The organism is Streptomyces sp. NPDC002680 (genome assembly GCF_042889145.1).
GTDB lineage: Bacteria > Actinomycetota > Actinomycetes > Streptomycetales > Streptomycetaceae > Streptomyces > Streptomyces adonidis.
Map to the genome: position 1 here is coordinate 1 of NZ_JBIAQP010000033.1, position 12308 is coordinate 12308.

The 12308-nt window shown below is 69.7% G+C and carries 11 protein-coding genes; 9 read left to right on the forward strand and 2 right to left on the reverse strand.

What is annotated here, in order from left to right:
- Positions 1 to 108: 108 nt before the first annotated feature.
- Both ACFYXF_RS49795 and ACFYXF_RS49800 read right to left on the reverse strand, forming a co-directional pair.
- Complete coding sequence (locus tag ACFYXF_RS49795) at positions 109 to 1347, reverse strand: MFS transporter (protein ID WP_389360669.1); 1239 nt, start codon at positions 1345 to 1347, stop codon at positions 109 to 111.
- Between the two features lie 94 nt (positions 1348 to 1441).
- Positions 1442 to 2224: a DUF6585 family protein gene (locus ACFYXF_RS49800; RefSeq protein ID WP_389360671.1), complete on the reverse strand. Its 783-nt coding sequence runs from the start codon at positions 2222 to 2224 to the stop codon at positions 1442 to 1444.
- 115 nt (positions 2225 to 2339) lie between these two features.
- On the opposite strand from ACFYXF_RS49800, the gene ACFYXF_RS49805 reads away from it, so the two are divergent.
- From ACFYXF_RS49805 to ACFYXF_RS49845, 9 genes are all read left to right on the forward strand, one after another.
- Positions 2340 to 3518, forward strand: a complete 1179-nt coding sequence (locus ACFYXF_RS49805; protein ID WP_389360673.1) for a serpin family protein — start codon at positions 2340 to 2342, stop codon at positions 3516 to 3518.
- A 117-nt stretch (positions 3519 to 3635) separates the two neighbouring features.
- The gene (locus ACFYXF_RS49810) at positions 3636 to 4388 is read left to right on the forward strand and encodes an MBL fold metallo-hydrolase (protein ID WP_389360675.1); all 753 of its coding nucleotides are present in this window, start codon (positions 3636 to 3638) and stop codon (positions 4386 to 4388) included.
- Positions 4389 to 4547: 159 nt separating this feature from the next.
- Positions 4548 to 5216 (forward strand): GntR family transcriptional regulator, encoded by a 669-nt coding sequence (locus ACFYXF_RS49815; RefSeq protein ID WP_389360677.1) that lies wholly within the window; start codon positions 4548 to 4550, stop codon positions 5214 to 5216.
- On the forward strand, positions 5213 to 6124 hold the full coding sequence (locus ACFYXF_RS49820; RefSeq protein WP_389360679.1) for a dihydrodipicolinate synthase family protein: 912 nt from the start codon (positions 5213 to 5215) through the stop codon (positions 6122 to 6124). Before ACFYXF_RS49815 ends, ACFYXF_RS49820 begins: the two co-directional genes overlap by 4 nt.
- Positions 6121 to 7860 (forward strand): L-arabinonate dehydratase, encoded by a 1740-nt coding sequence (gene araD, locus ACFYXF_RS49825; RefSeq protein ID WP_389360681.1) that lies wholly within the window; start codon positions 6121 to 6123, stop codon positions 7858 to 7860. Before ACFYXF_RS49820 ends, araD begins: the two co-directional genes overlap by 4 nt.
- Positions 7861 to 8010: 150 nt before the next feature.
- Positions 8011 to 8946, forward strand: coding sequence for a carbohydrate ABC transporter permease (locus ACFYXF_RS49830; protein WP_389360683.1), 936 nt, complete (start codon positions 8011 to 8013; stop codon positions 8944 to 8946).
- The gene (locus tag ACFYXF_RS49835; RefSeq protein WP_389360685.1) at positions 8943 to 9842 is read left to right on the forward strand and encodes a carbohydrate ABC transporter permease; all 900 of its coding nucleotides are present in this window, start codon (positions 8943 to 8945) and stop codon (positions 9840 to 9842) included. Before ACFYXF_RS49830 ends, ACFYXF_RS49835 begins: the two co-directional genes overlap by 4 nt.
- Positions 9839 to 11137: a polysaccharide lyase family 1 protein gene (locus ACFYXF_RS49840; RefSeq protein ID WP_389360687.1), complete on the forward strand. Its 1299-nt coding sequence runs from the start codon at positions 9839 to 9841 to the stop codon at positions 11135 to 11137. Before ACFYXF_RS49835 ends, ACFYXF_RS49840 begins: the two co-directional genes overlap by 4 nt.
- Positions 11134 to 12306, forward strand: coding sequence for a Gfo/Idh/MocA family protein (locus ACFYXF_RS49845; protein ID WP_389360689.1), 1173 nt, complete (start codon positions 11134 to 11136; stop codon positions 12304 to 12306). The genes ACFYXF_RS49840 and ACFYXF_RS49845 overlap by 4 nt, the downstream gene beginning before the upstream one ends.
- The last annotated feature ends 2 nt before the right edge of the window (positions 12307 to 12308 follow it).

Consider the following 12308-nt stretch of genomic DNA (forward strand, 5'->3'; position numbering starts at 1 on the left):
GGCCGGGGGGGGGGGGGGGGGCGCCCCCCCCCCCCCGCCCCCCACGCGCGGGCGGGGGGGGGGGGGGCGGGGGGGGGGTGGGATGGTCGGCCTGAACGGGCCTTGTCCTCAAGCGCCGGACGGGCTGGAGGGTGCGGGTCGGTCCTGTGATTTCTGGTTGGCTGGGGCAGGTCGGAACAGAGGTGCCGCGGTCAGGAGTAGGGCCAGGCCCAGCGTCGGCAACAGCGCTCGGTGGTCGACCTGTTCGACCAGCGCCGCGCCCACGGCCAGACCGATCGCCGTCGGCGCGAACATCAGGGTGTTGGCGGTCGCCGCCGTACGGCCGAGCAGCTCCTGCGGGGTCTCGCGCTGTACGGCGGTGAGGGCCGCGATCAGGACGCAGGGCAGGCCGAACCCGTTGGCGACGGCCGACGCGAGGACCGCGGGGTCGGCCGGGACCGCCCGCAGTGCCGTGGCGGTGGCCGTCAGGGCGATCCCGTACGCGGCGAACCGGCGCTCCCCGAGGCGCCGCAGCAGCGGGCCCGAGGCCAGACCGACCGTGACCGAGCCGACGCCCTGGAGGACGTACAGCGGACCGGCGTACGCGGGGGAGTGGCCGAGCCCCTCGATGACGGCGTAGAGGGTGGCGGAGCTCAGGCCCGACAGGAGCATCGTCGTGCCGCCCGCCAGGACGAGCGGGCGCAGGTGGTCGTGCCGCCACAGGAAGCGGGCGCCCTCGGTGGTGCCGGTGCCTGAACCGGTTCCTGTGGTCCGAGGGGCGGTCTCGCGGACGCGCAGACAGGCGCACAGGACGGCGGCCAGGACGAACGTGACCGCGTCCAGGAGGGCCACGCTCGGGCCGCCGTACGCCGCGTAGAGGCCCGCGCCGGCCAGCGGGGCGACCAGTTTCATGCCTTCGTTCGCCGTAATGCGCAGACCGTTGAAGTCACCCAGCAGCGACTTGTCGACCACCGTGGCGACCAGCGCCGCCTCGGCCGCGTCATGGACGACGCCCGCCGTGCCGTACACCAGCAGGACGGAGAAGAGGATCCACAGGCGGTCCGCGGAGTCGACCGCGAACAGGGTCAGCAGGAGGGCCGCCAGGGTCAGGTTCGTCCAGATCAGGAGTGGTTTGCGACGGGTACGGTCGGCGAGCGTGCCGAGGAGCGGGCCCGCCAGGCTCGGTGCCCACATCGCGAACAGACAGAGCGCGGCCAGGCCGTCCGAGCCGGTGAGGTCCTTGACCCAGATGCCGGACGCCAGCCACAGCGCCGACGTACCGAAGCCGGAGACCACGACTCCGGCGAGATACAGGCCGGCGTCGCGGTCGCGCAGGACACGGACAACGGACCAGGTTCGAGTCGTCATGCCTGGTCATCGTGGGGCTAAGGGGTGGGGGGAGGGATCGGGCAGGTGCCTTAGAAGCAGGTGCCTTGGAAACGGAACGGACGGGGTGCGTATGTCATGCGCCGTCCTGGCTCTGCAGCGCGTCGAAGAGAGTGAGGAAGACCAGCAGGTTGGGGAAGCCGACCGCGGGCAGCACCATCCAGGGTTTCGGGTCGCCACGCCGGTGGATCTGCAGGCCGCCGTGCTTCACGTCGATCCGCTCGACCTCGCGCCAGCCGAGCCGCCGACCGTCCTTCCCGACGCCTCCCGTGTTGATGTCGACGAGGCCACCGAAGTCCACGCGCTCACCCGCGTTGAGCCGGGCCGCGTCCTTCCTCACCCGCGAGTTGCTGAAGGCGTCGGTCAGTCCCTCGACGAACGCGAGGACGCCGGGGTACGTGTTGTCCACGACGATCAGGCCACCGGCCTCCGGTATCACCAGCAGCCGGTACTGCATATAGCTGCCGAACTGCTTGACCACCTTGATGTCCTGCCTGGCGACCATGTCGATCTCGTCCCAGCCGTACGCCTCGGGCTCCAGGTCGGCGACTTGACGCACGACGCCGTCCTCGTACCAGGCGACCCAGGTCTTCGGCGGCCTGGCACGCAGCAGGAACCAGCAGGCGAGCCCCAGCGCGAGCGCCGCCACCGCCAGCATGGGCAGTCCGAAGTACCAAGTGCCGTCCTGGCGCTGGTTCTCGACGGCGATCGCGATGCCGAAGGCGAACGCGCCCAGGCCGACGAGCGACAGGGGAACGATCGCCGCCCATTCGCGACGCTTGGGGTCGTTCTCCACCAGACCCCCGAGAGTGCCGAGTTCAACTTCCTGCGCAGCTACCGCTATTGCTCTCGGTTCCATGGAACGTCCCCCCTTGCCGTAATGGCTCAACGTGGCCCAAATTATGGATCACAGGCGGTATTTCGGCCACTGGCCCGGATCGCACCGGTTGTCCGCAGGGGAACGGAGTGGGGCGATGGTGCAAGTGGAGAGCGACGGCACGCGGACGGTCTCCGCGCTGGCCGAGCTGTGGCTGGAGTCGCTCTTCGACGATCCGGCGACCCACGGCGGACGTGATGTGATCTGCTCGCCCGCCGCTCTGTGGCTGGCACTGACGGCCTTGGCGGCCTGCGCGGACGGGGCCACACGCGACGAACTGCGCGGAGTCGTCGGCCCGGTCGGCGCGCAGGACACAGTGGTCCGCGAACTCGGTCGCGACGGCGTGTTCGTGACCGCGGCGCGGGTGCTGAGCCAGGTTCCGGCGCGGCCGGAATTCACCCGCCCGTACGGCATCACGGTCGGGCGGCCCGGCTCCGACGGCCCGAGTGGGCTCCACCGGTGGGCGCACGGCACGGACACCCCGCTCGGCCGGGTGGCGCGGTGTGCCGATCCCGCGCGCTGTGCCCTGCTTGTCGGCACGGTCGCGCTGGCGGCCGAGTGGGAGCAGCCCTTCGAGCCGTCCTTCACACGAGAACTCCTGTTCACCGATGCGGGGGGAGTGGCCCACCCCGTGCCCGCCATGGTCGCGGAAGTGCCGGTCGAGGACGCCTGGACCCTCGTACGGCCGGGCGGCCGGGTCATGGTGGTCGAACTGCGGGCCCGTGCGGCGGGCGGGGGAGCGGTGCCCGCCGCGGGACCCGTCAGGGTGCGTTTCGCACTGGGCGAGAACCGGCAGGTCCCGCCCGCGCAGGTGCTGGCGGCGGCATGGGCCCCGGCCGCTCACGGGAAGGCGCTCCGTGGGAGTCGGGCCGGGGGACGCCCCGAGGCGGTGCTTCTGGAGCTGCCACGTCTCCGGATGTCCGGCGACATCGATGTGACGCCCCATCTGACCGCGCTGGGCGTGGAACGCGTCTTCTCGGCGTCGGCCGAACTTCCCCGCATGTTCTCCGAGCCCGTCCACTGCGAAGGCGTCGTCCAGAGCTGCGCCGTACGGTTCGGCGAGGAGGGCATGTCCTCCGGGACCGCGGGTAGCACGGTCGAGGACCGGCCCTGGGCGAACCAGGCGGACCGGAACCACTTCGACGGCCCCGGACAACTGCTGCGGACGGTCCCGGTGCGCCTCGACCGGCCGTTCGCCGTCGCGGTGCTGGACGGGAGCGGCGTGCTCCCCCTGCTCGGCGGTTACCAGGCCGGCCGTCCCGGGGGAATGGCGTGACGTGTGCGGGGAGCGAGGTGAGTGCGGTGACGTGTGCGGGGGCGTGGGCGGCGGCCCCTGCCTGCACGGCCTTCCATTCCCCGTACGCCCGCCCGCACCGCCCCGTACGCTCCCCGCATGCCCCTGAGCCTCACCGTCCTCGGCACCGCCTCCCCCCACCCCACGCCAGGACGCCCCTGCTCCGGCTACCTGCTGCGCGGCGGCGGTGCCGAGATCTGGGTTGACGCCGGGCCCGGAACCTTCGCGGAGTTGCAACGGCACACCGACCCCGCCCGGCTCACCGCGATCTGGATCTCCCACCTCCACGCCGATCACAACGCCGATCTGCTTGCCGCCGTGTACGGGTTCGCGTACGGCGGGCTCACCCCGCCCGCGCCCATCCCCGTCTACGCCCCGCGTTCCTGCGCCCTCCGCCTCGCCGGCTTCTTCGGGCGGGCCGACACCTCGTTCCTCAGCGGAATCCTCGACTTCAGGCCCCTGTACGACGGCCACACCGTCCGGCACTGGAACCTGCGCCTCACCACCCGCGCGGTCTCCCACGGCACCGAGGCGTACGGGCTGCGCGCCGAGTCGCAGGGCAAGGTGTTCGCGTACTCCGGTGACACCGGACCCTGCGACGCGCTCGCCGAACTCTCCCGCGGCGCCGACCTGTTCCTGTGCGAGGCCGACATCGACCGGCATGGCGATCGCGATGGCGAACAGGTGCATCTGACCCCGGAGGACGCGGGCGCGTACGCGAAGGGCGCCGCTTCGTTGCTCATCACCCACGTCGGGCCCACCCTCACCCCCGACATCGCGACCGAGCGCGCCGCAGCCGTCTTCGGCGGGCCCACCGACACCGCGTACGAGGGCACGACCAAGATCATCTGATCGCCCCTCTCCTCTCGGCTCCCTCTGTTTCCCCTGCCCCCTCTGTCAACTTCCTTTGTCAGAAGCGTTGACGAAACACACAGCCACTCCTACCTTCAACCCGTCGTACTTCGTACGTCATATATGAGACGCGATATGTGAGATATTCGAGAGGCGCGCATGACCTCTGTGCCCATGCCGATCCCGTCCCGCACCCAGTTCGTGCTGGAGGGGATCAAGCACCGCATCCTCACCGGGCAGTTGACCCCGGGGCAGGCCCTGGTCGAGACCGAACTCGCCGCACAGTTCGGGGTGTCGAAGACCCCGGTGCGCGAGGCGCTCAAGACGCTGGCCGGTACCGGGCTCGTCGTGATGAACCAGTACAAGGGCGTCACGGTGCGCATGGTGGACGCGGACATGGCGCGTGAGGTCTACGACGTACGGCTGCTCCTGGAGCCGGAGGCCCTCAGGCGGTCCGTGCGGAGGGGAGCCTCGCTCGATGCCGCCCGTGACGCGCTGACCCGCGCCGATCAGGCCGCCGACACCGCCGAACGCTCCCTGGCCAACCGGGAGTTCCACCGTTCGCTCTACGTCCGGTGCGGCAATCCGCTGCTCGGCCGGATGCTCGACGAGGTGCGCGACCAGGCCGCCCTGGTCTCCGCCGTCGCCTGGGCCGCCAACCCCTCCTGGGAGCGGGAGGCCGACGAGCACCGGGAGATCCTGCGGCTCGCCCTCGACGGGGACGCCGACGGCGCGGCGCGTGCCCTGCACGCCCATATCGAGTCGTTCGTGCAACGGGCTTACCCCGCAGGGGAGTCCGAGGTCCAGGGAGAGGACGGTCAGGAATGAGCGGCGTGGCGTTCGAGACCCAACGTGCGGCCCTGGCCGACGTGGTGGCGATCCCGGTGACCCCGTTCGCCGAGGACGGCACCGTCGACCAGCCCGCCCACCGGGCCCTGCTGCGCCGGCTGCTCGACGGAGGCATCAACACCCTTACGCCGAACGGCAATACGGGCGAGTTCTACACCCTCACCCCCGAAGAGCGGTTCCTCGTCACCGAGTTGACCCTCGACGAGGTCGGCGACCGGGCCGCGATCCTCGTCGGCGTCGGACACGACGTACCGACCGCAGTGGCCGCCGCCCGGCACGCCCGCGACAGCGGCGCCTCGATGGTGATGGTCCATCAGCCCATCCATCCGTATGTCTCGGAGGGGGGATGGGTCGACTATCACCGGGCCATCGCCGAGGCCGTGCCCGAACTCGGGCTTGTGCCCTACATCCGTAACGCCTCGCTCAGCGGTCTGCGGCTCGCCGAACTCGCCGATGTCTGTCCCAACGTCATCGGTGTGAAGTACGCCGTTCCCGATGCCGCTCGATTCGCCGCCTTCGCCCGTGACGCCGGGCTCGAACGCTTCGTCTGGGTCGCCGGGCTCGCCGAGCCCTACGCCCCCTCCTACTTCTCCGCCGGCGCCACCGGCTTCACCTCCGGGCTGGTGAACGTCGCCCCGGCCGTTTCGCTGAACATGATCGAAGCGCTTCGATCCGGCGACTACCCGGCCGCCATGAAGGTCTGGGAGCAGATCCGCCGCTTCGAGGAGTTGCGCGGCGCCAACGCCTCCGCGAACAACGTGACCGTCGTCAAGGAGGCCCTCGCCTCGCTGGGACTGTGCCGGCGCGATGTCCGGCCGCCGAGTCGCGCTCTGCCCGAGGACGAACGCGCCGAGGTCGCCGCCATAGCCTCCGGGTGGTCCATATGACCGGGGAGAAGGGCAAGAAGCGGCCCGAGGATCTCAGAAGTCATCAGTGGTACGGGACCGACGGGCTCCGCTCCTTCAGCCATCGGGCCCGTACCCGTCAGCTCGGCTACCTTCCCGAAGAGCACCTCGGCAAGCCCGTCATCGCGATTCTCAACACCTGGTCGGACATCAATCCCTGTCATGTACACCTCCGTGACCGGGCGCAGGCCGTGAAACGGGGAGTCTGGCAGGCGGGCGGATTCCCCCTGGAGTTCCCGGTCTCCACACTCAGCGAGACCTTTCAGAAGCCGACCCCCATGCTCTACCGCAACCTCCTCGCCATGGAGACGGAAGAGCTGCTGCGCTCGTACCCGGTCGACGGTGCCGTCCTGATGGGCGGCTGCGACAAGTCCACGCCCGCCCTCCTCATGGGGGCTGCCTCCGTCGACCTACCCGCCGTCTTCGTGCCCGCCGGGCCCATGCTTCCGGGGCACTGGCGCAACGAGATCCTCGGCTCCGGCACCGACATGTGGAAGTACTGGGACGACAAGCGCGCCGGGCTCATCGGCGACTGCGAGATGACGGAGCTGGAGAGTGGGCTCGCCCGTTCGCCCGGGCACTGCATGACCATGGGTACGGCGTCCACGCTCACCGCCGCCGCCGAGGCACTCGGGGTGACCGTGCCGGGGGCGTCCAGCATCCCCGCCGTCGACTCCGGGCACGACCGGATGGCCGCCGCCTCCGGCCTCAGGATCGTCGAACTGGTCCACCAGGACCGGAAGTTGAGCGACATCCTCACCGTCGACGCCTTCACCGACGCGGTCACCACCGTGCTCGGCCTCGGCGGCTCCACCAACGCCGTGATCCATCTGATCGCCATGGCGGGCCGAGCCGGAGTCCGGCTCACCCTCGACGACTTCGACCGCATCGCGCGGACCGTGCCGGTGCTGGCCAACGTACGGCCGGGCGGACAGACGTACCTCATGGAGGACTTCCACTTCGCCGGTGGCCTGCCCGGATTCCTCTCCCGGATCACCGATCTGCTGCATCTCGACCGGCCGACCGTCTCGTACGACAGCATGCGCGAGCAGCTCGACGGTGCCCAGGTGCACAACGACGAGGTCATCCGGCCGCGCGACAAGCCGGTCGCCAGTGAGGGCGGGGTCGCCGTTCTGCGCGGCAATCTGTGCCCCGACGGTGCCGTCATCAAGCACATCGCCGCCGAGCCGCACCTGCTCAAGCACACCGGGCGCGCGGTCGTCTTCGACGACTACAGGACCATGCAACGCACCATCAACGACCCGGAGTTGGGCATCACCGCCGACACCGTTCTGGTGCTGCGCGGCTCCGGCCCCAAGGGCGGTCCTGGCATGCCCGAGTACGGGATGCTGCCCATCCCCGACCACCTGCTCAAGCAGGGCGTACGGGACATGGTGCGGATCTCCGACGCCCGGATGAGCGGGACCAGTTACGGCACGTGCGTGCTCCACGTGGCGCCCGAGTCCCATGTCGGCGGGCCCCTCGCGCTCGTCCGCACCGGCGACTCCATCACCCTCGACGTCGAGGGACGATCGCTTCAACTCAACGTGGACGACAGCGAGTTGGCGCGTCGACGGGCGGATTGGACGCCGCCTGCCGAGCGGTACGAGCGCGGTTACGGCGCGCTCTACAACGAACAGATCACGCAGGCTGACACCGGCTGCGACTTCGAGTTCCTGGCCCGGCCGGGCAAAGTGCACGACCCGTACGCGGGCTGACCGCAAGCAGAGCACGACCTCGCACGACCTCGTACGGCCTTGCACCACTCGCACGCCCCTGTAGCACCCGCACACCCCTGCACCAGGAGAAAGCGCTTCCCGTACGACGCAAGCACGACGCACGCACGACGTACTGAACGGAGAACAGTCATGGCCCAAGCCGCAGCCGTGGCGAAACCGCCCGCGCCACCCCGGCGGCGACGTGCCTCCGCGACGCCGCGCAGGCTCCCGTATCTGCTGATCGCACCGGCCGCCCTGCTCATGCTGAGCTTCATCGCCTACCCGGTGATCAGCGTCTTCTACTACAGCCTGCAGAACTTCAACCCCACCAAGCCGTGGCGCAACGGCTTCGCGGGTTTCGACAACTTCACGCACGCCTTCACCGACGACCCCCAGTTCTGGGACACACTGATCTTCAGCGGGAAGTGGGTCGTCGTCGAGGTCGGCCTGCAGCTGATGTTCGGTCTGGCGCTCGCGCTCATCGTCAACCAGACCTTCGTGGGGCGGTCGATCGGCCGCGCGCTGGTCTTCTCGCCCTGGGCCGTCTCGGGCGTACTGACGTCGGCGATCTGGGTGCTGCTCTACAACTCCCAGACAGGCATTACTCGTTACCTCGCCGACGCGGGCATCGGGACGTACGGCACGAGCTGGCTGTCGGACACCTCCACCGTGTTCCCGGCGGCGATCGTCGCCGATCTGTGGCGAGGCGTGCCCTTCTTCGCGATCCTCATCCTCGCCGACCTCCAGTCCGTGTCGAAGGATCTGTACGAGGCCGCCGAGGTCGACGGGGCCAGCCGGATCAAGCAGTTCTGGCACATCACGCTGCCACACCTCAAGGACGCCATCGTCCTGTCCACGCTGCTGCGCGCGGTCTGGGAGTTCAACAACGTCGACCTGCTCTACACCCTCACCGGCGGTGGACCGGCCGGCGAGACCACGACCCTCCCGCTCTACATCGCCAACACCAGCGTCGACGCCCACAACTTCGGCTACGCCTCCGCCCTCACCACGGTCGCGTTCGTGATCCTGCTCTTCTTCTCGATCGTCTACCTGCGGCTGAGCAAGTTCGGAGGGGAGAACAAGTGATCACCAAGGAAGCCACCGTGATCGTGCCCACGCCCGTGGACGACATCCCCGAGCCGCCGCGCCCGCACAGGAAGCGGCGCCGCGCCTGGGACGAGGCCCCGCGCTGGCAGATCTACCTCCCCCTCGGCATCTATCTCGTCTTCACCCTCATCCCCTTCTACTGGATTCTGCTGTTCGCGCTGCGTCCGGCCGGTTCGACCTCCCTCGTGCCCTGGCCGATGACCCTCGACCACTTCGAGAAGGTGTGGACCGAGCGGGCCTTCGGCACGTACTTCCAGAACAGCATCCTCGTCGGCGTCGCCACGCTGCTGATGACGACGCTCGTCGCCCTCGCCGGCGGCTACGCCCTCGCCCGCTTCGACTTCAAGGTCAAGCGCGCCTTCATGCTGGCCCTGCTCTGCTCCCAATTCGTGCCGGGCGCCCTGCTGTTGGTGCCGCTGTTCCAGATCTTCGCCGAACTCCAGATGATCAACTCGCTGGGCAGCGTCATCATCGCCGAGACGGTCTTCCAGCTCCCGCTGTCGATGATCCTGATCAGCGGGTTCATCAAGAACGTGCCGTACTCGCTGGAGGAGGCCGCCTGGGTCGACGGCTGCAACCGGTTCACCGCGTTCCGGGTCGTCGTACTCCCGTTGCTGCGGCCCGGGTTGATCGCCGTCGGCTCCTTCGCCTTCGTGCACTCCTGGAACCACTTCCTGTTCGCCCTGATGTTCCTCAGCGACCAGGGCAAGCAGACCATCCCGGTCGGCCTCAACACCCTGATGAGCGCGGACAGTGTCGATCTGGGCGCCCTCGCGGCGGGCGGCATCATCGCCGCCGTACCCGTGGTGATCGTCTTCGCCTTCATCCAGAAGTGGCTGATCACCGGCTTCAGCGCGGGGGCGGTGAAGGGATGAGACGCCTTCTTCAAGTCACGTCCGTGGTCGGCCTGTTGGGTGCCGTGCTCAGTACGCCCGCCGGTGCCGACGCCCGCGACCTCGGCCGCGACACCCTGCCCACGAACGACGGCTGGGCCGCCGCCGACGGTGGCACCACCGGCGGTGCGACCGCCGACGACGCGCACGTCTTCACCGTACGCAGCCGCGGTGAACTCGTCCGGGCTCTCGACGGCGGCAGCGCCACCCCGAAGATCATCCGTGTTGTGGGGACCATCGACGCCAACACCGCTGAGGACGGTGGGAAGTTGGGCTGCGGGGACTACTCGGACGGTTCCGGGTACAGCCTGCGGAAGTACCTCGCCGCCTACGACCCCCGCACCTGGGGTTCCGCCAGGCCGAGCGGAGTCCAGGAGGAGGCCCGGCAGTCGGCTGCCGCCCGGCAGGCCGAGCGGGTCGTGCTGGCCGTCGGGTCCAACACGACGATCGTCGGGCTCGGTTCGGGTGCCGTTCTCAAGGGTGCGAGCCTTCAGGTCAAGAACGCGGACAACGTGATCCTCCGCAACCTCGAACTCCGCGACGCCTACGACTGCTTCCCCGTCTGGCAGCCCAACTCCGGTGGCCTGGGCGACTGGAAGACGGCGTACGACAACATCTGGCTCAACAGCGCCACCCATGTGTGGGTCGACCACGTCACCGCCTCCGACAAGGGGCACGCCGACGCCGACGAGCCCACCCACTTCGCCCGCAACTACCTGCGTCACGACGGCCTGTTGGACATCACCAACGGTTCCGACCTGGTCACCGTCTCCTGGAGCCGGTTCGCCGACCACGACAAGGCGATGCTCATCGGCAGCGGGGACGCGGCTGTCGGCGACCGCGGAAAACTTCGCGTCACCCTGCACCACAACGAGTTCCGCTCGGTCACCCAGCGCGCCCCGCGCGTCCGCTTCGGCCAGGTGCACGTCTACAACAACCGCTACCTGATCGACCACGGCGACGACTACCGCTACTCGCTCGGCGTCTCCACCGAGTCCGCCGTGTACGCCGAGAACAACGCCTTCACCGCCCCGGGGCACGTCGAGGTCGCCGACCTGGTCAAGAGCTGGAACGGCACCGCCCTGCACCAGACCGGCACCCTCTTCAACGGCTTCCCCGTCGATCTTCTGACCATCTACAACGCCTACAACTCGGGCAGCGAGCGCGACCTCACGGCCGACGTCGGCTGGACGCCTACCCTGCACACAAAGATCGACAGCGCCGACACGGCCGACCGAGAGGTGGCACGCGGCGCGGGCGCAGGGAGGCACACATGAACACGACACACCTGACGACGCCGGTTCCGGTGGTCCTCGCGGGAGCGCGCGGGCACGGCCACTGGCATCTCGCGAACATCCGCAGGCTCCAGGACAAGGGGCTCGTACGGCTGGCAGGCGTCTGCGAGCTGACCCCGCTGACCGACGAGGAGCTGGAGGGCCTCGGCACGCCCGAGCAGTCCGCCGACTTCGGTGCGCTCCTCGACTCCACCGGTGCCGCCATCGCCGTCATCTGCACGCCGATCCCCACCCACACCGACCTCGCGCTGATCGCCGCCGCCAAGGGCGTGCACCTGCTCCTGGAGAAGCCGCCGGCGCCGTCGTACGCCGAGTTCCGCCGGATGGCCGACGGGGTCGCGGCGGCCGGGGTCGTCTGCCAGATCGGGTTCCAGTCGCTGGGCTCGGGCGCCGTGCCCGCGATCCGGGAACTGATCGCCGAGGGTGCCATCGGCACGGTGACCGGCGTCGGCGGGGCCGGCGCATGGGCGCGCGACGAGGCGTACTACCGGCGCGCGCCCTGGGCGGGCAAGCGCAGGCTGAACGGCGTGGACGTCATCGACGGCGCCCTCACCAACCCGCTCGCGCACGCCGTCGCCACCGGCCTCGCCCTCGGCGGCAGCACCCGCGCCGAGGATGTCACCGGCATCGAGACCGAGCTGCTGCGCGCCAACGACATCGAGTCCGACGACACCTCGTGCGTCCGCGTCAGCACGGCGAACGGCGTCCCGGTCACCGTCGCCGCCACTCTGTGCGCCGAACACCCGGACGACCCGTACGTCCTCGTGCACGGCAGCAGCGGCCGGATCACCTTCTGGTACAAGCAGGACCGCGTCCTCCTCCAGCGCTCGGGACACGGCCCGGAGGAGTACGAGTACGACCGCACCGACCTGCTGGAGAACCTCGTCGACCACCTCACCGAGGGCGCCGAACTGCTCGTCGAGCCCGACGCGACGGGTGCCTTCATGCGGGTCGTCGAGGCGATCCGGCAGGCCCCCGACCCGGTCGAACTCCCCGCGGACGCATGGGAGTTCGCGCCCGGCGAGGACGGGAGTGTCCGCCGCCGAGTGGTCCCCGGCATCGACGGCCTCGTCGCCGCAGCCGCCGACACCCTCTCCCTCTACTCCGAGCTGGGCGCCTCCTGGGCGCTCCCCAAAGAGGTGAGCACCTGATG